This window comes from Microvirga lenta (genome assembly GCF_020532555.1).
GTDB classification, from domain to species: domain Bacteria; phylum Pseudomonadota; class Alphaproteobacteria; order Rhizobiales; family Beijerinckiaceae; genus Microvirga; species Microvirga lenta.
This window is the reverse complement of record NZ_JAJBBR010000001.1, coordinates 424,450-442,993: the sequence shown is the minus strand read 5'-3', so window position 1 is coordinate 442,993 and position 18,544 is coordinate 424,450. Positions and strand designations below refer to the sequence as shown.

Sequence of the window (18,544 nt, the reverse complement as noted above, 5' to 3'; positions counted from 1 at the left end):
TTTCGCCGGTCTCGTCGTCGCAGAGCGATCTTTAGGGCCCGAAACGGTCGCGGCCACCCCGTAGGGCGCCTTGCCGCAGGACGGGAAGACGTCAGGGCGCCCATGACAAAACGGCCACGCCTTGTTAAGGACGCGCAGCTTCCATCCGAGCGTCCTCCATGTCCGATCCTCTCGTCCTGATCCCGGCGCGCCTCGCCGCAACCCGCCTGCCGAACAAGCCCCTGGCCGACATCGCGGGCGAGCCCATGATCGTCCATGTCTGGCGCAGGGCGGTCGAGGCGGGAATCGGCCCCGTCGCCGTTGCGACCGACGCCCCGGACATCGCCGACGCCGTCGCTCGGGCGGGAGGGACGGCGGTCATGACCCGGGCCGACCACGCCTCGGGTTCCGACCGCATCTTCGAGGCTGTGGAAAAGCTCGATCCGGAGGGGCGGCACGACGTGGTCGTGAACGTCCAGGGTGACCTGCCCACCATCGATCCCGCCGCCATCGCGGCCTCGGTCACGCCCCTCGCGGACGCGACCGTCGATCTCGCGACCCTGGTGGCCCTCATCCACCGGGACGAGGAACGGACCAATCCGAACGTGGTCAAGATGGTGGGCAGCGAAGTCGCGCCCGGCCGCTTCCGCGCCCTCTACTTCACCCGCGCCACCGCACCCTACGGCGAAGGGGCCCTCTACCATCATATCGGGCTCTACGCATATCGCCGCAGGGCTCTGCAACGGTTCGTCGGCCTGCCTCCGTCCCGGCTCGAGCTTCGCGAGAAGCTGGAGCAGCTGCGCGCGCTGGAGGCGGGCATGCGCATCGATGCCGTCGTGGTGAACGACGTGCCGCTGGGGGTCGATACTCCCGAGGATCTGGAAAGGGCGCGCGACATCATTTCTGCGCGGAGAACATCATGAACAAGATCATTTCGTTCCAGGGCGAGCCCGGGGCCAATTCCCACACCGCCTGCGAGGAGGCCCGTCCCGACTGGCAGATCCTGCCCTGCGCGACCTTCGAGGATGCCTTCGCGGCCGTGATCGAGGGGCAGGCGGGGCTGGCCATGATCCCGATCGAGAACTCGATCGCCGGCCGCGTGGCGGACATCCACCACCTGCTGCCGACCTCGGGCCTGCACATCGTCGGCGAGCACTTCCTTCCCATCCATTTCCAGCTCATGAGCGTGGCCGAGGCCGACCTCGGCACGATCAAGAGCGTGCACAGCCATGTCCACGCGCTGGGCCAGTGCCGCAAGATCATCCGCAAGCTCGGCCTCAAGGCCCATGTGGCGGGTGACACCGCGGGCTCCGCCCGGGAGGTGTCCGAGTGGAAGGACCCGACCAAGGCCTCCCTCGCGCCCCGCATGGCGGCCAAGATCTACGGCCTGAAGATCCTGGCCGAGGACGTGGAGGACGAGGCGCACAACACGACCCGCTTCGTCATCCTGTCCAAGACGCCGCAATGGGCTCCGGCCGGACAGGGGCCGGCGGTCACGTCCTTCATCTTCCGCGTCCGCAACCTCCCGGCCGCGCTCTACAAGGCGCTCGGCGGCTTCGCGACGAACGGCGTCAACATGACCAAGCTCGAAAGCTACATGCTCGAGGGCGATTTCACGGCCACTCAATTCTATGCCGAGGTCGACGGCCATCCGGAGGACCCGAACCTCAAGCTGGCGCTCGAAGAGCTCGAGTTCTTCTCGCGCGAACTGCGCATCCTCGGCGTCTATCCGGCCGATCCCTTCCGCGAGAAGATCAAGGAAGCGGCGGAGTGACGGTCATCGTCCGCGACGGCCGCGAAGCGGATGTGGAGGGCATCGCCCGGGTCCACGTCCAGGGCTGGCGGGAATCCTACGGGGACTTCCTGTCGCCCGAGGCCCTTGCCGGTCTCTCGGTCGAGGAGCGGGCGCGGATGTGGCGGTCGATTCTGGCCACGCCCGACCCCAAGGGGAAGCTCCTCGTCGCCGAGGCGCTCGGCGGGGAGATCGTCGGCTTCGCCCGCGGCGGGCCCGTCAGTCCGAAGGGCGCCGATCTTCTCGGAACCGAGACCGAGATCTTCGCCATCTACCTGCTCGATCGCGTGAAGCGGCAGGGCATCGGCCGCAGGCTGATGGCCGGCATCTTCGGCCACCTGGCCGAGCAGGGCTTCGGCTCCACCGGGTTATGGGTTCTGAAGGACAACCTCCCGGCCCGCCGTTTCTACGAGGCGCTCGGAGGCGTTGCCGGCCGCGAGCAGTCCTTCGACCTGCGCGGGCAGATGGTGACCGAGGTCGCCTATCGTTTCGAGCCCATCCCGCATTCTACCTGAGGCGCTCAGGCCTTTACCCATTCGCGGATCAGGTGGTTGGCGATGGCGATGGGGGAGGGCGCGGCGAAATCCTCGTGCGTGCCGTCCAACATGCGGCGGATATCGTCCTTGGTGAACCAGCGGGCGTCCTCCAATTCGTCCTTGTCGATGTCGATCTCGTCCGTCAGCGCTTCGCCGACGCAGCCGATCATGATGGAGGAGGGGAAGGGCCAGGGCTGGGACGCGAGGTAGCGCACCTCGCCGACGCGGATGCCGGCCTCCTCGAAGGTTTCCCGCCGAACCGCGGCCTCGATGGTCTCACCCGGCTCCAGGAAGCCGGCGAGGCAGGAATACATCTTTTCCGGAAAACGGGCCTGACGGCCGAGCAGGCATTTGTCCCCGCGCGAGACCAGCATGATCACGACGGGGTCGGTCCGGGGGAAATGCTGGGCGCCGCAGGCGGCGCAGTCGCGGCGGAAACCGGCCTGGGCGGCTTGCGTGGGCGCCCCGCAATTGGCGCAGAAGCGGTGCCGGTTGTGCCAGTCGAGCATGGATTTCGCCATGGCGAGCAGACCGAGCTCTTCCGCCGGCACGAGGCCGCGGACCGCGATGGAGCGCAGGTCGGCCACCGCGAAGGACGGATCGTCCTGGAACAGCTCCGCCGCCTCCGGCGCCGCCAGGGTGGCGACGACGGGACGGCCGCCCATGGTGCCGAGAAAGACCTGTTCCTTGTGGGCGGAAAGGCGCCCCAGAGTCGAGGCCGGCAGCAGGCCCGTGCCGGGCTCTCCGGCCAGGAGGATCGGCAGGTCGCCCGCCACCAGCACCATGGCGGTCTGCGGGTCCTTGGCGAACCGGTCGAGAAGGCTCGGGTCGCGCTCGGAGCTGTGGCGCACGAGGGGGTTGGTGATGTAGCCGATCGGCATGGTCATGGAGGGTCAGGCTTCTGCGAAAAGGGTGGCGGCGCGTTCGATCAGGGCGGTGGCGGCGTGGGCCGGATAGGGCGTCCGGGTGCCATGGCCCCAGACAGGCCCCGGCCAGGCAGGATCGGAGCGGAAGCGCCCGATCACATGGACATGGAGCTGGGTGACGATGTTGCCCAGGGCGCCCACATTCACCTTGTCGGGCTTGGAGAGGGCGGTCATGACCTTGGTCGCGATTCGGATCTCCTGCATCAGCTGCACGGCCTGCTCGTCCGAGAGGTCCGTCAGCTCGCTGGCGCCGCCGATGCGGGGCACCAGCACGAACCAGGGAAAACGGGCGTCGTTCAGGAGCAGGACCGAGGACAGGGAGAGGTCCCCGATCGGGATCGTATCGGCGTCGAGCCGGGAATCGAGCTGGAAGGCTGAGGTCATGGCGCCACGTTAGCCGAGCTTGGCGGCCAATGCCTATCCCCGACTTGAGCCTGCATCCTCGGTGGTGAGTGAGTGCGCCGTCATTCCGGGATGGCGGAGCCAGGCCCGGAACCCATAGCCGCCTGCGCCTCAGAAATGAGCGGCGAACGTCCCGCCTCATTCCGCATCGCTGCGTTTATGGGTTCCAGGTTCCGCTTGCGCGGCCCCGGAATGACAGGGCGTCACGCTTGGCCGAACTTCGAACCGAGTCGCCACTGCGGCTCAATGCGGCTTGCGTTCGGATTGCGAAACCCTCATATAGGCGGTGGGAGGTTGGCGAGGGACGTCTCACTCGCCAACCGGGTCAGGTCCGGAAGGAAGCAGCCCTAACGAGACCGAACGGGTCTTCGTCCAGCCTCCCACCCCGGCGCTTCCGCAAGCGCCCAATGTGATCCCAAGCCTTGCAGCCGATGGACGAAACCACAGCCGGCACGCCCCTGATCGACGAGCCGGCCTTGCCGGGTTTCCCTCCTGCGCCCGTGGCGGCGCCGGCCTCGCCCTACCGCGTCCTCGCCCGGAAATACCGCCCCCGCACCTTCGACGATCTGATCGGCCAGGAAGCGATGGTCCGCACGCTCTCGAACGCGTTCGAGGCCGGGCGCATTCCGCAGGCCTGGATGCTGACCGGGGTGCGCGGCGTCGGCAAGACCACGACCGCCCGCATTCTCGCCCGCGGCCTCAACTATCAGAAGCCCGACGGCACCGGCGGCCCGACGATCCACATGCCCGAGCTCGGCCTCCACTGCGAGGCGATCATGGAATCGCGCCACGTGGACGTGCTGGAGATGGACGCCGCGTCCCATACCGGCATCGACGACGTTCGCCAGATCATCGACGGCATCCGCTACTCGCCGGTTTCGGCCCGGTACAAGGTCTACATCATCGACGAGGTCCACATGCTCTCGGAGAAGGCGTTCAACGCCTTCCTGAAGACGCTGGAGGAGCCGCCGCCGCACGCCAAGTTCATCTTCGCCACCACCGAGATCCGCAAGGTTCCCGTCACGATCCTGTCCCGTTGCCAGCGCTTCGACCTGCGCCGCATCGAGGCGGACAAGCTCGTGGCCCATCTCGGCCGCATCTGCGACGCGGAAGGCGTCACCGCCGATCAGGAGGCGCTGGCCGCCATCGCCCGCGCGGCCGAGGGCTCGGCGCGCGATTCCCTGTCCCTGCTCGATCAGGCCATCGCCCATGGGGCGGGAATCGTGCAGGCCGAGACCGTCCGCGACATGCTGGGCCTCGCCGACCGCACCCAGGTGATCGACCTGTTCGAGGCGGTCATGCGCGGCGACGTGCCGGCGGCCTTCGCGGGCCTGCGCGCGCAATACGATTCCGGCGCCGATCCCGGCGTCATCCTGTCGGATCTCGCCGCCTTCTCGCACGTGGTCACGCGCCTGAAGCTGATCCCCGATGCGGCCAAGGATCCGGCCCTGTCGGAGATCGAGCGGAGCCGGGGCACGGATTTCGCCCAGAAGCTCACCGTGCGGACCCTGTCCCGCGCCTGGCAGATCCTTCTGAAGGGCATTCCCGAGGTCCAGGCTTCGAGCCGCCCCGTCGCGGCGGCCGAGATGGTGCTCGTCCGCCTGGCCTATGCGGCCGACCTGCCGACCCCGGACGAGGCTCTTCGCGCCCTGAAGGACGGCGCGCCGCTGCCCGCCGGCGGCCCGCCGGCACCGTCCGCCAGCCCATCCCCTCCCGCCACGTCGGGCAACATGGCGCTCGCCACGTCCCAGCCCAGGCCGCAGCCGAGGCCCGACCCCTCCGGGGGCGCGCCGGCCCTGCGCCTGCGCCGCTTCGAGGACGTGGTCGCCCTCGCCGGGGAGAAGCGGGAGATCGTTCTCAAGTCCGCCCTCGAGCGGGATGTCCGTCTCGTCCGGTTCGAGGAGGGCAGCATCGAGCTCAGCCTCGCCGAGGGCGGCAGCCGCACCATCGCCAACGATCTTGCCCGCGCCCTCCAGCTCTGGACGGGGCAGCGCTGGATGGTCGCCCTGTCCTCGGAAGAGGGGGCGCCGACCCTGCACGAGCAGGCGGCCACCGCCGAGCGGGAGCGCAAGGAAGGCGCGGCGAGCCATCCGCTCGTTCAGGCGGTCCTCGCCAAATTTCCGGGAGCGAAGATCGTCAACGTGGTCGAGCGCTCCGACAAGGCGGACGAGGGCGGCGTGATCGACGCCGAAGCGGAGATCCTCGGCGAGGCCGATGCGATCGACGCGCACGAGACCGAAGCCGACGACGATCTGGATTAGAGGGAACGGACATGAAGGACATCATGGGACTCATGAAGCAGGCTCAGGCGATGCAGCAGAAGCTGCAGGATGCTCAGGCCGAGCTGGAGAACGTGGAGGTCGAGGGCACGGCCGGCGGCGGCGCCGTGACCGTGAAGGTGTCCGGCAAGGGCGAGATGCGGGGGATCAGCATCGATTCCTCGCTCATGAACCCGGACGAGAAGGAAATTCTCGAAGACCTCATCGTCGCCGCCATGAACGATGCCCGCGGCAAGGCCGACCGGGCCGCGCAGGAGCGGATGGCGGAGCTGACCAAGGGCCTGCCGCTGCCGCCCGGCATGAAGCTGTTCTGAGGACTGAATGGCCCAACACGTTGCCGGACCTGAAATCGAGCGCCTGATCCAGCTGCTGGCCCGCCTGCCGGGCCTCGGCCCCCGCTCGGCCCGACGCGCGGCGCTGCACCTCATCAAGAAGCGCGAGACCCTGCTCAATCCCCTGAGCGACGCCATGCGCGTCGCCAACGAGCGGATCGTGGTGTGCTCGTCCTGCGGCAACGTGGACACGTCCGACCCCTGCACCGTCTGCAAGGACCCGAGGCGCGACGCCTCGATCCTCGTGGTGGTGGAGGACGTGTCGGACCTCTGGGCCCTCGAGCGCTCCGGCGCCGTGAATGCGCTCTACCATGTGCTCGGCGGCGTTCTCTCGCCCCTCGACGGGGTCAGGCCCGAGCACCTCAACCTGGACCGCCTCGTCGCCCGCGCCTCGGAGCCCGGCGTCACGGAGGTCATTCTCGCCCTCAACGCCACCGTCGATGGGCAGACGACGGCCCATTACATCACCGAACTCCTCGGCCATCTGCCGGTGAAGGTGACGAAGCTCGCCCACGGCGTCCCCGTCGGCGGCGAGCTCGATTATCTCGACGAGGGCACCCTGTCGGCCGCGATCCGGCAGCGCACGAGCTTTTGAAGCCTCCGCCATCCTTCAAGGCCGAGGGACCCGTTCCCGCGCGTCCGGGCGCCGGCGCCCTGGCCTGCCTGCCGTTGAGGCAGAGTCTCAGGTGACAGGCTCGGCCGCCGTTGCTAATCACTCCCCATCTCAGCCCTTTCCCGAGTGATCCATGTCCAACACCGACCTCGCCCAAACCATCGACGCCGCCTGGGAAGACCGGGCCAACGTGAACCCCTCCACCAAGGGCGCGGTTCGCGAGGCCGTGGAGCAGGCGCTCCACCTTCTCGATTCCGGCAAGGCCCGCGTGGCGGAGAAAACCGGCGGCGACTGGCAGGTGCATCAGTGGCTGAAGAAGGCCGTGCTGCTCTCCTTCCGCCTCAACGACATGACCGTCATCAAGGGCGGTCCCGGCGATGCGGTCTGGTGGGACAAGGTGCCGTCGAAGTTCGACGGATGGACCGAGACCGAATTCAAGGCGGCGGGCTTTCGCGCCGTGCCGAACTGCACCGTTCGCCGCGGCGCCTATATCGCGCCGGGCGTCGTCCTGATGCCGTCCTTCGTCAATCTCGGCGCCTATGTGGACGAGGGCACCATGGTCGATACCTGGGCGACGGTCGGCTCCTGCGCCCAGATCGGCAGGAACGTGCATCTCTCCGGCGGCGTCGGCATCGGCGGCGTGCTGGAGCCGCTCCAGGCCAATCCCACCATCATCGAGGACAACTGCTTCATCGGCGCCCGCTCCGAGGTGGTCGAGGGCGTCGTGGTGGGCGAAGGCTCGGTGCTCTCCATGGGCGTCTTCATCTCGGCCTCGACCAAGATCATCGACCGCAGCACCGGCGAGGTCTTCGTCGGCCGGGTGCCTCCCTACTCGGTGGTCGTGCCCGGCTCCCTTCCCGGCAAGCCGCAGCCGGACGGCACGCCCACCCCATCGCTCTACTGCGCCGTCATCGTGAAGCGCGTCGATGCCCAGACCCGCGCCAAGACCGGCATCAACGAGCTGCTGCGGGACTGACCAGTCTGGTGCCATCACCTGATTTGATGATATATCATATCATCAAATCAGGTGGGCTATGAACTATCTCAGGCTTTTCTTCAGCTTCTTCGGGCGAATCCGACGCACGGTGTATTGGGGCGGATTGGTCTTCAACATCCTCGCCTTTCTGACTGTCTTCTTCATTGCGGATTCCATCGTCCTGAAATCGGGCGGGCATCTTTACGCTCAAGCCTTCAAGAAGTGTCTTCTCATCAGTGCTGTGATCGCATTGACCGTCTCGGCCCTGTCCCTGCATGTCCGGCGCGCGCGAGACAGGGGCCTGAACGGGTGGTGGGGTGCCTTGGGGTTTGGTGTCGTCGGGCTGAGCGGTTGGTGGATCGGACACATTTTGCCGATCATGCTCAAGGATCCGATGTACTTGCTGCCAGCCAGTCCAGCCTCAGCAGCACTGGCGTTTGTTCTCTTTCAGTTTGGCGTTATTCGGGGCCCAAATGGCTCCAACGAATCGGGCCCTGATCCACGCGTGGAGGACGCCATGGAGGAGATGCGCCTCATGTCGCGGAACTGACATGAGGTGGACCGGCTGGCATGCCGACCCTGTCTCCACCGCACGGTCATCTTGAGGCGAGCCGATGCGTGGACCTGCGCCGAGACCGGCGCCACGAACCGTGCGATAGGAGCACCGAGGGCGACTTGATCTCCCTAAGACACCGCATAGATATGATATAAGATATCACTAAGGCGGTGTCCGGTGAGTGCTTTCGCCCTTTTCTTCAGCTTCCGTGGACGCATCAACCGTGCACGGTACTGGTTCGCGATGCTCGTTCTCACGGGGATTGTTGCTGTCCTGGGCGTGAGCATCGGTTATCTGGACGATGGGCGGGGCTGGACTGATTACGCTGTCCTGGCTCTTGTCTTTCTCGTTGTCGTCTATTCGGGCTTCGCAGTCAGTGCGAAGAGGCTTCATGACCGGGACAAGAGCGGCTGGCTGCTGTTGTACCTGCTGGCTCCCGCGCTGATTTTAGCACCTGCCGAAGCGATGCAGAATCGCCTCATCGTTCTTGCCGGAACTCTTTTCTCGTGGGCTGTCAGCATCTGGTTCCTGATCGAGCTCGGCATCCTGCCGGGCAGCGCAGGGCCGAACAGGTTCGGGGAAGATCCTCTCGCGCGCGGTTTCGATTCGAGACTCCCTTCGAAGTGAATATTGGAATTGATTTCCAGCCCGATCGTGCTTCATGGAAGCATGACGCACAGCACCTCGCCCCTCTCCCTCGCCCAATCCCTCCTGCGCTGCCCTTCCGTGACGCCCGAGGAGGGCGGGGCGCTCGCTTTCATCGAGGGCGTGCTGAAGGAAGCGGGATTCGAGGTGCACCGGCCGGTCTTTTCGGCACCCGGCACGCCGGACGTGGAGAACCTCTATGCCCGCTACGGCTCGGGAGAGCCCTACCTGCTCTTCGCGGGCCATACGGACGTGGTGCCGCCCGGCGATGCGAGCCGGTGGCGGCACGATCCGTTCGGCGGCGAGATCGTCGGTGGTGAACTCTACGGGCGCGGCGCGGTCGACATGAAGGGCGGCATCGCCTGCATGATGGCGGCGGCGCTGGACTTCATCCGTGAGCGGCCCGATTTCTGCGGCTCCATCGGCTTCTTCATCACCGGCGACGAGGAAGGCCCTGCCGTCAACGGCACGGTGAAACTGCTCGAATGGGCGAAGGCGCGGGGCGAGCGCTTCAGCCATTGCATCCTCGGCGAGCCGACGAATCCCAACCGGCTCGGCGACATGATCAAGATCGGCCGCCGCGGCTCGCTCACCGGCCGGATCGTCGTCGAGGGCAAGCAGGGGCACGTGGCCTATCCGCATCTCGCCGACAACCCGATCCCCGGAATGATGCGCCTGCTGGACGGTCTGCTGCGCGAGCCGCTCGACAAGGGCACCGAGCATTTCGACGCCTCCAATCTCGAAGTCACGACGGTCGATGTGGGCAACCCGGCCACGAACGTCATCCCGGCCGAGGCGCGGGCGACGTTCAACATCCGCTTCAACGACCTCTGGACCCCGCAGAGCCTCGAGGACGAGATCGCGCGGCGCCTGCGCGAGGCGGCAGGAAATACGGTGCGCTACTCACTTGTTGTTGAACCCACCAACGCCGTGGCCTTCCTCACCGAACCAAACGCCTTCGTCGGATTTATCAGTGATGCCATCGAGGCAGAGACGGGACAGCGTCCCGCCCTCTCCACCACGGGCGGCACGTCGGATGCGCGTTTCATCGTGAAGGACTGTCCGGTCGTCGAGTTCGGCCTCGTCGGACAGACCATGCACCAGGTCGACGAGCGGGTCGCCGTCGCCGATCTCGACCGGCTTGCGGGAATCTACCGCAAGGTGCTGGACGCCTATTTCACCCGGTCTCCCTGAGCCTACCCAAGCGGGATGATATTCGACTAAAGTCGATATCGGGTCGGAACGATTTGCGGCCTTGGCCGGTTTTGCGTGAGAAAACCGCAATCCCGGGGGCTGTTCATGATCGTCACCGCCGATGAAGTAAACCGCTCGTTCAAGGGAACCATCGATCTGCTCAACAGCAGAGCGGAGGGGCTGAAATCCTTCGACATGAGCGAGCGCGGGTTCTGGCGCTCCTTCTCGGCGATCTGGCTGACGCTTCCCGCCTACATCGTCTCCCTGGCCTTCGAGCGGCTTCGCCTCGGCCTTGTGGACCCGGACCGGACCCTGCTCGACAGCGTCTGGATCGATGCGGTGGTGGCGCTCGGTCACGTGGCGGGCTTCATCGCCCTGCCGGTGGCCATGATCTGGGTGACCCGGGGCCTGCGGCTCACTCACCGCTACGTGCCCTTCGTCATCGTCACGAACTGGATCACGGTCGCCGGAATGCTGGTGCTCTCGGTTCCGGCCATGCTCCTGCTGCTGGGATGGGCGACGCCGGCTCTGGCCAGCCTGTTCGGCCTCGCGTTCTCCATCATCGTCCTGCGGCTGCAATGGTTCGCCACCAAGGCGACGCTGGGCGTGCACGGCCTCATCGCCTTCGGGATCGTTATCCTCGGGCTCGTGCTCAATTCCGTCGTGGGAAGCGCGATGCGGGGCCTGCTCGGCTGAAGCGCCGGACCCACTTTTTCGCACGATGCTCTAGTCGGGATAATCGACGCCGATCAGGTAGAGCCCCGTCGACGGGGCCATGGGACCGCAGCGCTTGCGGTCCCGCGCATCCAGCGCCGCCCGTACGTCCTCCACGGCCCAGCGGCCGGCCCCGACCCGCTCCAGCGTGCCGACCATCGAGCGGACCTGATGGTGGAGGAAGGAGCGGGCGGAGGCGTAGACACGGATTTCGTCGCCGATCCGCTCCACGTCGAGCCGGTCGAGGGTGCGGATCGGGCTGTTCGCCTGGCACTCGGCGGCGCGGAACGTGGTGAAGTCGTGCCGCCCGATGAGCGCCTGGGCCGCCTCGTGCATGGCGCCGGCATCGAGCTTCCATGCCACGTGCCAGACCCGGTTGACCTCGAGGGCAGCCGGCGCCCGACGGTTGAGGATCCGGTAGACGTAGTGGCGTTTGACGGCCGAGAGCCGGGCATTGAACGTGTCCGCCACCTGCTCCGCCGCCAGGATCGCCACGGGGGCGGGCTTCAGATGCGCGTTGGTCGCGTCGCGGACCGTGTCCGTGCGCCAATCCTTGCCGAGATCCACGTGGATGACCTGATGCGTCGCATGGACGCCCGAGTCGGTGCGCCCGGCGCAATGGACCCGCACCTTTTCCCCTGCGAATTTCTCGATCGCCTCCTCGACCGCCTGCTGCACCGAGAGACCGTTGGTCTGGTGCTGCCAGCCGGTGAACGGCGTGCCGTCATATTCCACGACGAGCTTGAAGCGGGGCATGTCAGGACAGCTCCGCGAAGGCGGGGGCGTAGGCGACCGGCCCGCGTGCCTCCTTGCCCCTGTCCGAGAGGGGAAGGGCCTGGAGATAGAGGCCGTCATAGGGCGTCTCGAATGCCCTTGCCGCCTCCGGCGCGAAACCGAAGCGGCCGTAATAGGCGGGGTCGCCGAGGACCAGGGCCAGGTCCCATCCGGATTGCGACAGCCGCCGCAGGCTGTCGGCGACCAGGGCGGCGCCGATGCCCTGCTTCTGCGCGTGGGGATCGACGGCCAGGGGCGCCAGGGCGCAGGCCCCGATGGACGGCATCTCGACAAGGCTCAGGCGTGAGAAGGCGATATGGCCGACGGGCCGGTCGGTGCAGGCGACGAGGGACAGGGTCAGGTCGCCGTCTCTCTCCAGCCGCTCCACCAGCTCGGCCTCCGCCTCCTGCCCGAAGGCGGCGACATGGATCGCGTGAATCGCAGACCGGTCGCCGGGCTCGGCGGGGCGGACCTGCACCGAGGACGTCATGCGAAACGGGCTCCGGGCTCGAGCCGCACGCCGCGGAAGAACTCCTCGGCGCTCATGGGAGCCTTGCCGGCGCGCTGGACCTGGATCAGCCGGACCGCCCCGTCGCCGCAGGCCACGACGCCCTTGGCATCGACGAGGCTTCCCGGTGCGCCCGCGCCCTCGCTTTTCGCCGCCCGCAGAACCTTCACCCGCTCGGTGCCCTTGCCGAAATCCGCGGTGAAGAAGGCGCCCGGAAAGGGGGAGAGGCCGCGGATATGGTCGTGCACCGCCTGGGCGGGCTTCGCCCAATCGATCCGTCCGTCCTCGTTGGCGAGCTTGTGGGCATAGGTCACGCCTTCCTCGGGCTGAGGCGTGAAGCTCAGGCCCCCGCGGGAGAGGGCGGCCAGCGCCCGCACCATGAGGTCGGCACCCAGAACCATCAGCCTGTCGTGCAGCTCGCCGGCATTCATGTCGGGGGCAATCGCCACGCGCTCGGCCATGGCGACGGGCCCGGTGTCGAGGCCTTCCTCCATCTTCATGACCGCGACGCCGGTCTCGGCATCTCCGGCCATGATCGCCCGCTGGATCGGGGCCGCGCCGCGCCAGCGCGGCAGGAGGGAGGCATGAAGGTTGAGGCAGCCGAGTTCCGGCGCTTCCAGGATCGGCTTCGGCAGGATCATGCCGTAGGCCACCACCACGGCCACATCGGCCCCATGGGCCCGGAAGGTCTCGGCGGCCTCGTCGCTGCGCAGGGTCTTCGGCGTCAGGACCGGGAGCCCGAACCGTTCCGCCATCCTGTGGACGGGGGAGGGCTTCAGCTCCATCCCGCGTCCTGCGGCGGCGGGCGGACGGGTATAGACCGCCACGACCTCGTGTCCCTGGCCGACGATCTCGGAGAGCGTCGGCACGGCGAAATCGGGCGTTCCCATGAAGACGACGCGAAGGCTCATGCGCCGCCTGCTCCGCGCTTGGCGGCCTTCTTGAACTTGGTCATGACCCGGTCGCGCTTGAGCTTGGAGAGGTGGTCGATGAAGAGCACCCCGTTGAGATGGTCGATCTCGTGCTGCACGCAGGTCGCCATCAGATCCTCGGCGTCCTGCTCGACGATCTCGCCCTTGAGGTTCATGTAGCGGAACCGCACCCGGTCCGGCCGCTCGACCTCCTCGTAATATTCGGGAATCGACAGGCAGCCTTCCTCGTAGACCCGCTTCTCCTCCGAGGCCCACAGGATCTCGGGGTTGATCAGAACCATCGGCTCGCGCTCGCCTTCGGTCTTGGACACGTCCATGGTGACCATGCGCAGGGGCACGCCGATCTGGATGGCGGCGAGGCCGACGCCGGGGGCGTCGTACATGGTCTCCAGCATGTCGTCGGCGAGCTGCCGGATTTCGTCCGTGATCTCTTTCACGGGCTCCGACATCACGCGGAGCTTGGGGTCGGGGAGGATGACGAGAGGTTTGATGGTCATGATCGCGGGAGATAAGGGCTCGGGTCGGGATGGTCAAATCGTTCGTCTTATGTTCGGATGCTCCCGTCAACCGGAAGTTCCACGTCCATGAACGATGTCGTCCTGAGTATCGGCTCCCATCCCCTGACGCTGGGTCAGATCGTGATCGGAGCAGCGGCGACGAGCATCTTTCTTCTCTTCGTCGTGACCCTGCTCCTCCTCAAGACGCGGCGGGAGCGGACCCTGGAGGCGGCCATCGCGGACGAGCGCGCCCGGGAGATGGACGACAAGGTCTCCGAACTGACCCGGATCCAGGCGGAGATGACCGGGCGGATGCAGACCATCGCGGAGGTGTTCGGCACCCGGCAGAGCGATTTCGTGCGGCTGATCTCCGAGCGGATCGACGGGCTGCAGCACCGGATGGGGCAGGGGCTCGAAGCCACCGCCCGGCACCAAACGGAAAACCTCTCCAGGCTCAACGAGCGGCTCGCCGTCATCGACGCGGCGCAGAAGAACCTGACGGACCTCACCGGCCAGATCGTCGGGCTGAAGGACATCCTCTCCAACAAGCAGAGCCGCGGCGCCTACGGCCAGGGCCGCATGGAGGCCATCATCCGGGACGGTCTGCCCCCGAGCGCCTTCCAATTCCAGCCGACGCTCTCCAACCGCACCCGTCCCGATTGCCTTGTCCGCCTGCCCGGAGACGACAGGGGCCTCGTGATCGACGCCAAGTTCCCTCTCGAAGGCTTCACCCAGTTTCGGGACGCGAAGGGGGAGGACACCCGCCTGCGGGCGGCCGCCAAGGTGCGCAGCGACATGCTCGTCCACGTGAAGGACATCGCCGAGAAATACCTCATCCCGGGCGAGACGCAGGACATCGCCATGCTGTTCGTGCCGGCCGAGTCGATCTATGCGGATCTGGCCGAGCATTTCGACGATGTGGTGCAGAAGGCGCACCGGGCCCGCATCGTCATCGTGTCGCCGTCGCTGCTCACCCTCGCCATCCAGGTCATGCAGGCCCTCGTGCGGGATGCCCGCATCCGCGAGGAGGCGCGGGTGATCCAGGTCGAGGTGCAGAAGCTTCTTGAGGATATCGAGCGGCTCGACGGGCGCGTGGCGAAGCTCGACGCCCATTTCCGGCAGGCGCAGGACGACGTGGCCCAGATCAGGGTTTCGACCGACAAGATCGTGAAGCGCGGCCAGAAGATCGAGATGCTCGAATTCGAGGACGGCGAAGCGGGAGCCCGGGCCGAGCTGCTTCGTCTTCAGGGGCGCAACCTGCGGGCCGTGGACTGAGCCCGCCCGCCTGCATTCTCCCGCCCGCTCCTTGGAGGGAACCCGGGCGAAGCGTGGAACTGCCTCGAACGCCGCGACGTTCTTCCAGCGTTATGCTAGGCGCAGCGTCACTGCGAGCGCTTTGTGCCGACTTGCCTCACATCAACGGAAGGATATGCGCCATGGGCCTTTTATCGAAGGACATCAAGACCTTGGATGACCTCTTCATCCATACTCTGCAGGACATCTATTACGCCGAGCAGCAGATCACGAAGGCTCTGCCCCAGATGATCGGCAAGGTGAGCGACCCGCAGCTGAAACAGGCCTTCCAGACCCACCTTGGCGAAACCGAGCAGCAGATTCAGATGGTGGAGCAGGTCTTCCGCATGCATGGCCACGACCCCAAGGGCGTGACCTGCCCGGCCATCGACGGCATCATCGACGAGGCTCAGGACATCGCCGGCGACATCGACGATCCGCAGGTTCTCGATGCGGCGCTGCTGGCGGCGGCCCAGGCCGTCGAGCACTACGAGATCACCCGCTACGGCACCCTCGTCGCCTGGGCGAAGCAGCTCGGGCGCGAAGACTGCGCCAGCGTGCTCCATCAGATCCTGGAGCAGGAAAAGGCGACCGATCAGAAGCTCAATCGCATCGCGGAGAGCAAGATCAACACCCAGGCCGCCTAAAGCTGAAGGCCTCGGACTGAACTGAGAGGACGGCGGCCTTCAGGCCGCCGTTCTTTTGTTCGGGAGCCGTCGCGTCGGCTGGAGATCAGCGCCGGGGCGCTTCCGACAGGCAGAGTTCGAGGAAATCGGCCAGGTCGTTGGTGATGTAGTCGATATGGGGCATCTTCACCGCCTCCTGCTCGAACTCCTCGCGGAAGGGGTCGATGGTCGGCGGCACGATGAGGGTGGTCGTCATGCCGAGTTCATGGGGGACGACCAGGTTCTTGGCGATGTCCTCGAACATGGCCGCGCGGGAGGGTTCGACCGCGTGCTTCTCGAGGAAGATCTCATAGGCGCGCCGGTCCGGCTTGGGCACGAAGTTCGAGGCCGCGATGTCGAAGACGTCCTCGAAATGGTCGAGAATGCCGATCTTCTTCGCCACGTTCTCGGCGTGCTTGCGCGACCCGTTGGTGAGGATGAGCTTCCGTCCGGGAAGCTTCTCGATGGCTTTCCCGAGGTTTTCGTTCAGCTCGATGTCGGTGTGGTCGATGTCGTGGGCGAAATCGAGGAAGTCGTACGGGTCGACGTCGTATTCGTCGATCAGGGCGCGCAGGGTGGTCCCGTATTTATGGTAGAAGAACTTCTGCAGGGACCGGGCCGACAGGCCGTCGATGCCGAAGAGCTCCGCGATATAGAGCGTGATCCGGTCGTCGATCTGGGGCCAGACCCGGGAGGTGTGCGGGTAAAGGGTGTTGTCGAGGTCGAAGATCCACGTTTCCACATGCGAGAAGGGCCGCGACTCGGCGGAGGATATGTGGGGCTCGACAGGTGGGATCGCGTTCATGACCATCAAGATAGCAATGGGGCCGATATGGCCCCACTGAATCTCATATAAGGACGGAACAGAGTTCCGGAAAGGGCTAGCTTCGCCGGATCAGGGTTCCCGCGCCGTGATCGGTGAACAGCTCCAGCAGGACCGAATGGGGCACCTTGCCGTCCAGGATGACCACCGCCTCGACGCCCTTTTCGAGGGCATAGATGCAGGTCTCGATCTTCGGGATCATGCCGTCGGTGATGGTGCCGTCGGCGATCAGGCGGCGGCAATCCTCGATCGTCATCTCGGGAATGAGGTTCTTGTTCTTGTCGAGGACGCCCGGAACGTCGGTCAGGAGCAGAAGGCGCTTGGCCATCATGGCGCCCGCGATGGCGCCCGCGAACGTGTCGGCGTTCACGTTGTAGGTCTGGCCGTCCTGCCCCACGGCGACCGGTGCGAGCACAGGGATCAGCTCGGCGCTCAGGACCTGGTCCAGAACCGCCCGGTTCACCTTCTCCGGCTCGCCGACGAAGCCGAGATCGACCACCTTCTCGATGTTGGAATCGGGATCGACGGTCGTGCGGGTGACCTTGCGGGCGGTGACCATGTTGCCGTCCTTGCCGCACAGGCCCACGGCCTTGCCGCCCTCGGCGCCGATCCAGCCGACGATCTGCTTGTTGATGGAGCCGGCCAGCACCATCTCGACGACCTCGACGGTCGCCTGGTCCGTCACGCGCAGGCCGGCCTTGAACTCGGACTTGATCCCGAGCTTGTCCAGCATCTTGCCGATCTGAGGCCCGCCGCCATGGACGACGATGGGCTTGATGCCCGACTGCTCCAGCAGGACCACGTCCTCGGCGAAATCTTCCGCGGCGGCGCGGTCTCCCATGGCGTGGCCGCCATACTTGATCACGACCACCTCCTGGTCGTAGCGCTGCATATGGGGCAGCGCTTGCACAAGCACTTCGGCCTGCACATGGACATCGGGGAGCTGATCGGGCGTAGGCGACGAGGACATGGGCGGCTCCAGCGCGTGGCAACGACAAACGGCCTGCCTTCTAGCCCAGCTCCGAGGCTCTGGAAACAGAGACTTCGGTTCAGCGGCGCAGAAGTGCGGAGGCGCCCACCAGAATCCAGCCGATCATCAGCAGGATGCCCCCGGTGGGGGCGGCCATGGGCGCCAGGGCGACTCCGGAGAACGCCCGCCGGGAGAGATCGCCGCAGAACAGCGCGAGCCCGAGGACGAGCACGAAGCCGGCGAGCCGCGCGAAGCCGGGGCTGACGGCGCCGATCTGGGACAGGGCCACGAGGGCCAGAAGGGCCGGAGCGTGGAACAGCAGGAACTGGGCCGCGGTGGTGAGATTGCCCCCGGTCACATGCGCCGCCGCGGCCGACAGGCCGACACCCAGGAGCCCCGACACGGCCGCCAGGACGATCAGGATGCGTTCGGGCAGGCTCATTCCACGCCCCGTTCGTTCAGGAGCTGGGCGATCCCGGCGCGCAGCTCGGGAATGCCGGCGCCCGAGCGGCTGGAAGTGGGCATGATCACGGGATAGGCCGCGGCCCGCTTGGCGATCTTGCCGGCCGTGTCGGCGATGCGCTTCTCCAGCTCGCCCGCCTTCAGTTCGTCCGCCTTGGTCAGGACGACCTGATAGGAGACCGCGGCCTTGTCGAGGGTTTCGAGAACCCCCTCGTCGACCGGCTTGATGCCGTGGCGGGCGTCGATCAGCACGAAGACGCGGGCGAGGCTGGCGCGGCCGCGCAGATAGTCGTGAATCAGCTGCGTCCAGGCCTGGACCTTCTCCTTCTCGACCGCGGCATAGCCGTAGCCCGGCATGTCCACGAGGTGGAAGCGCCCGCCGATGTCGAAGAAGTTGAGCTGCTGGGTCCGGCCCGGGGTGTGGGACGTGCGAGCGAGGGTGTTTCGCCCCGTCAAGGCATTGACCAGGCTCGATTTTCCCACATTCGAGCGGCCCGCGAAGGCGATCTCCACCTTCGTCATGGGCGGCAGGTTCTTCAGGGAGTTCGCAGCCCAGATGAAGTCCGCCTCGCCCGCGAAGAGTTTGCGGCCGGTTTCGAGAAAGGGGTCGGTTTCAGGTGCCATATCGCTCATGCGGATCCTTATCGACGCTCGAAGGCCGTTCATCAAGGCATTC

23 protein-coding genes and 1 other RNA gene are annotated in these 18,544 nt (G+C 66.5%); 14 read left to right on the top strand and 10 right to left on the bottom strand.

Features of this window, described 5'->3' with window-relative positions:
• Positions 1-158: 158 nt before the first annotated feature.
• Genes LGR44_RS02365 through LGR44_RS02355 form a run of 3 tightly spaced genes read left to right on the top strand, consistent with a single transcriptional unit; the run spans position 159 to position 2,286 of the window.
• Complete coding sequence (locus LGR44_RS02365) at positions 159-902, top strand: 3-deoxy-manno-octulosonate cytidylyltransferase (protein ID WP_226736789.1); 744 nt, start codon at positions 159-161, stop codon at positions 900-902.
• Positions 899-1,753 (top strand): prephenate dehydratase, encoded by an 855-nt coding sequence (locus tag LGR44_RS02360; RefSeq protein ID WP_264196278.1) that lies wholly within the window; start codon positions 899-901, stop codon positions 1,751-1,753. The genes LGR44_RS02365 and LGR44_RS02360 overlap by 4 nt, the downstream gene beginning before the upstream one ends.
• Positions 1,750-2,286 (top strand): GNAT family N-acetyltransferase, encoded by a 537-nt coding sequence (locus LGR44_RS02355; protein WP_226736786.1) that lies wholly within the window; start codon positions 1,750-1,752, stop codon positions 2,284-2,286. Before LGR44_RS02360 ends, LGR44_RS02355 begins: the two co-directional genes overlap by 4 nt.
• A gap of 5 nt (positions 2,287-2,291) precedes the next feature.
• Here LGR44_RS02355 and nudC read toward each other — a convergent pair whose 3' ends face one another.
• Positions 2,292-3,194, bottom strand: coding sequence for an NAD(+) diphosphatase (nudC, locus tag LGR44_RS02350; protein ID WP_226736785.1), 903 nt, complete (start codon positions 3,192-3,194; stop codon positions 2,292-2,294).
• 6 nt (positions 3,195-3,200) lie between these two features.
• On the bottom strand, positions 3,201-3,617 hold the full coding sequence (locus tag LGR44_RS02345; RefSeq protein ID WP_226736783.1) for an HIT family protein: 417 nt from the start codon (positions 3,615-3,617) through the stop codon (positions 3,201-3,203).
• A 306-nt stretch (positions 3,618-3,923) separates the two neighbouring features.
• Between LGR44_RS02345 and ffs the strand changes: the two genes are divergently transcribed.
• The 9 genes from ffs to LGR44_RS02300 all read left to right on the top strand — a co-directional run bounded on the left by ffs (position 3,924) and on the right by LGR44_RS02300 (position 10,926).
• Positions 3,924-4,020: signal recognition particle sRNA small type (gene ffs / locus LGR44_RS02340), an RNA gene on the top strand.
• Between the two features lie 46 nt (positions 4,021-4,066).
• On the top strand, positions 4,067-5,896 hold the full coding sequence (locus LGR44_RS02335) for a DNA polymerase III subunit gamma/tau (protein ID WP_226736781.1): 1,830 nt from the start codon (positions 4,067-4,069) through the stop codon (positions 5,894-5,896).
• A gap of 11 nt (positions 5,897-5,907) precedes the next feature.
• Entirely contained in the window at positions 5,908-6,228 is a 321-nt protein-coding gene (locus tag LGR44_RS02330) for a YbaB/EbfC family nucleoid-associated protein (RefSeq protein WP_226736779.1), read from the top strand.
• Positions 6,229-6,235: 7 nt separating this feature from the next.
• Positions 6,236-6,841: a recombination mediator RecR gene (recR, locus tag LGR44_RS02325; protein ID WP_226736777.1), complete on the top strand. Its 606-nt coding sequence runs from the start codon at positions 6,236-6,238 to the stop codon at positions 6,839-6,841.
• 151 nt (positions 6,842-6,992) lie between these two features.
• Entirely contained in the window at positions 6,993-7,835 is an 843-nt protein-coding gene (gene dapD, locus LGR44_RS02320; RefSeq protein ID WP_226736775.1) for a 2,3,4,5-tetrahydropyridine-2,6-dicarboxylate N-succinyltransferase, read from the top strand.
• Positions 7,836-7,893: 58 nt separating this feature from the next.
• On the top strand, positions 7,894-8,385 hold the full coding sequence (locus LGR44_RS02315; RefSeq protein ID WP_226736772.1) for a DUF805 domain-containing protein: 492 nt from the start codon (positions 7,894-7,896) through the stop codon (positions 8,383-8,385).
• 183 nt (positions 8,386-8,568) lie between these two features.
• Entirely contained in the window at positions 8,569-9,018 is a 450-nt protein-coding gene (locus LGR44_RS02310; RefSeq protein WP_226736771.1) for a DUF805 domain-containing protein, read from the top strand.
• Positions 9,019-9,060: 42 nt separating this feature from the next.
• Positions 9,061-10,230, top strand: a complete 1,170-nt coding sequence (dapE, locus tag LGR44_RS02305) for a succinyl-diaminopimelate desuccinylase (RefSeq protein WP_226736768.1) — start codon at positions 9,061-9,063, stop codon at positions 10,228-10,230.
• Positions 10,231-10,335: 105 nt separating this feature from the next.
• Positions 10,336-10,926 (top strand): hypothetical protein, encoded by a 591-nt coding sequence (locus LGR44_RS02300; protein ID WP_226736767.1) that lies wholly within the window; start codon positions 10,336-10,338, stop codon positions 10,924-10,926.
• A gap of 30 nt (positions 10,927-10,956) precedes the next feature.
• Here LGR44_RS02300 and truA read toward each other — a convergent pair whose 3' ends face one another.
• The 4 genes from truA to def are packed head-to-tail and all read right to left on the bottom strand — an operon-like array spanning position 10,957 to position 13,655.
• Complete coding sequence (truA, locus tag LGR44_RS02295) at positions 10,957-11,700, bottom strand: tRNA pseudouridine(38-40) synthase TruA (RefSeq protein ID WP_226736765.1); 744 nt, start codon at positions 11,698-11,700, stop codon at positions 10,957-10,959.
• Between the two features lies 1 nt (position 11,701).
• Positions 11,702-12,208, bottom strand: coding sequence for a GNAT family N-acetyltransferase (locus tag LGR44_RS02290; RefSeq protein ID WP_226736763.1), 507 nt, complete (start codon positions 12,206-12,208; stop codon positions 11,702-11,704).
• The gene (fmt, locus tag LGR44_RS02285) at positions 12,205-13,137 is read right to left on the bottom strand and encodes a methionyl-tRNA formyltransferase (protein ID WP_226736761.1); all 933 of its coding nucleotides are present in this window, start codon (positions 13,135-13,137) and stop codon (positions 12,205-12,207) included. The genes LGR44_RS02290 and fmt overlap by 4 nt, the downstream gene beginning before the upstream one ends.
• Entirely contained in the window at positions 13,134-13,655 is a 522-nt protein-coding gene (gene def, locus LGR44_RS02280) for a peptide deformylase (RefSeq protein WP_226736759.1), read from the bottom strand. The genes fmt and def overlap by 4 nt, the downstream gene beginning before the upstream one ends.
• Positions 13,656-13,742: 87 nt before the next feature.
• On the opposite strand from def, the gene LGR44_RS02275 reads away from it, so the two are divergent.
• Complete coding sequence (locus tag LGR44_RS02275; RefSeq protein WP_226736757.1) at positions 13,743-14,930, top strand: DNA recombination protein RmuC; 1,188 nt, start codon at positions 13,743-13,745, stop codon at positions 14,928-14,930.
• Positions 14,931-15,091: 161 nt separating this feature from the next.
• Positions 15,092-15,595, top strand: a complete 504-nt coding sequence (locus tag LGR44_RS02270; protein WP_226736755.1) for a YciE/YciF ferroxidase family protein — start codon at positions 15,092-15,094, stop codon at positions 15,593-15,595.
• 85 nt (positions 15,596-15,680) lie between these two features.
• On the opposite strand, the gene LGR44_RS02265 is transcribed toward LGR44_RS02270, so the two are convergent.
• From LGR44_RS02265 to yihA, 4 genes are all read right to left on the bottom strand, one after another.
• Complete coding sequence (locus LGR44_RS02265; protein ID WP_226736753.1) at positions 15,681-16,418, bottom strand: pyrimidine 5'-nucleotidase; 738 nt, start codon at positions 16,416-16,418, stop codon at positions 15,681-15,683.
• Positions 16,419-16,494: 76 nt separating this feature from the next.
• On the bottom strand, positions 16,495-17,406 hold the full coding sequence (gene argB / locus LGR44_RS02260) for an acetylglutamate kinase (protein ID WP_226736751.1): 912 nt from the start codon (positions 17,404-17,406) through the stop codon (positions 16,495-16,497).
• Between the two features lie 79 nt (positions 17,407-17,485).
• On the bottom strand, positions 17,486-17,848 hold the full coding sequence (locus LGR44_RS02255) for a DUF423 domain-containing protein (protein WP_226736749.1): 363 nt from the start codon (positions 17,846-17,848) through the stop codon (positions 17,486-17,488).
• Positions 17,845-18,501 (bottom strand): ribosome biogenesis GTP-binding protein YihA/YsxC, encoded by a 657-nt coding sequence (yihA, locus tag LGR44_RS02250; RefSeq protein ID WP_226736747.1) that lies wholly within the window; start codon positions 18,499-18,501, stop codon positions 17,845-17,847. Before yihA ends, LGR44_RS02255 begins: the two co-directional genes overlap by 4 nt.
• Positions 18,502-18,544: the final 43 nt, after the last annotated feature.

What these genes read in the sequence shown, in the direction of transcription:
- LGR44_RS02365 (WP_226736789.1), top strand. Translation starts at nt 159, where the DNA reads ATGTCCGATCCTCTCGTCCTGATCCCGGCGCGCCTCGCCGCAACCCGC.
- LGR44_RS02360 (WP_264196278.1), top strand. Translation starts at nt 899, where the DNA reads ATGAACAAGATCATTTCGTTCCAGGGCGAGCCCGGGGCCAATTCCCAC.
- nudC (WP_226736785.1), bottom strand. Translation starts at nt 3,194, where the DNA reads ATGACCATGCCGATCGGCTACATCACCAACCCCCTCGTGCGCCACAGC.
- LGR44_RS02345 (WP_226736783.1), bottom strand. Translation starts at nt 3,617, where the DNA reads ATGACCTCAGCCTTCCAGCTCGATTCCCGGCTCGACGCCGATACGATC.
- LGR44_RS02335 (WP_226736781.1), top strand. Translation starts at nt 4,067, where the DNA reads ATGGACGAAACCACAGCCGGCACGCCCCTGATCGACGAGCCGGCCTTG.
- LGR44_RS02330 (WP_226736779.1), top strand. Translation starts at nt 5,908, where the DNA reads ATGAAGGACATCATGGGACTCATGAAGCAGGCTCAGGCGATGCAGCAG.
- recR (WP_226736777.1), top strand. Translation starts at nt 6,236, where the DNA reads ATGGCCCAACACGTTGCCGGACCTGAAATCGAGCGCCTGATCCAGCTG.
- dapD (WP_226736775.1), top strand. Translation starts at nt 6,993, where the DNA reads ATGTCCAACACCGACCTCGCCCAAACCATCGACGCCGCCTGGGAAGAC.
- LGR44_RS02315 (WP_226736772.1), top strand. Translation starts at nt 7,894, where the DNA reads ATGAACTATCTCAGGCTTTTCTTCAGCTTCTTCGGGCGAATCCGACGC.
- dapE (WP_226736768.1), top strand. Translation starts at nt 9,061, where the DNA reads ATGACGCACAGCACCTCGCCCCTCTCCCTCGCCCAATCCCTCCTGCGC.
- LGR44_RS02300 (WP_226736767.1), top strand. Translation starts at nt 10,336, where the DNA reads ATGATCGTCACCGCCGATGAAGTAAACCGCTCGTTCAAGGGAACCATC.
- truA (WP_226736765.1), bottom strand. Translation starts at nt 11,700, where the DNA reads ATGCCCCGCTTCAAGCTCGTCGTGGAATATGACGGCACGCCGTTCACC.
- LGR44_RS02290 (WP_226736763.1), bottom strand. Translation starts at nt 12,208, where the DNA reads ATGACGTCCTCGGTGCAGGTCCGCCCCGCCGAGCCCGGCGACCGGTCT.
- fmt (WP_226736761.1), bottom strand. Translation starts at nt 13,137, where the DNA reads ATGAGCCTTCGCGTCGTCTTCATGGGAACGCCCGATTTCGCCGTGCCG.
- def (WP_226736759.1), bottom strand. Translation starts at nt 13,655, where the DNA reads ATGACCATCAAACCTCTCGTCATCCTCCCCGACCCCAAGCTCCGCGTG.
- LGR44_RS02275 (WP_226736757.1), top strand. Translation starts at nt 13,743, where the DNA reads ATGAACGATGTCGTCCTGAGTATCGGCTCCCATCCCCTGACGCTGGGT.
- LGR44_RS02270 (WP_226736755.1), top strand. Translation starts at nt 15,092, where the DNA reads ATGGGCCTTTTATCGAAGGACATCAAGACCTTGGATGACCTCTTCATC.
- LGR44_RS02265 (WP_226736753.1), bottom strand. Translation starts at nt 16,418, where the DNA reads ATGAACGCGATCCCACCTGTCGAGCCCCACATATCCTCCGCCGAGTCG.
- argB (WP_226736751.1), bottom strand. Translation starts at nt 17,406, where the DNA reads ATGTCCTCGTCGCCTACGCCCGATCAGCTCCCCGATGTCCATGTGCAG.
- LGR44_RS02255 (WP_226736749.1), bottom strand. Translation starts at nt 17,848, where the DNA reads ATGAGCCTGCCCGAACGCATCCTGATCGTCCTGGCGGCCGTGTCGGGG.
- yihA (WP_226736747.1), bottom strand. Translation starts at nt 18,501, where the DNA reads ATGAGCGATATGGCACCTGAAACCGACCCCTTTCTCGAAACCGGCCGC.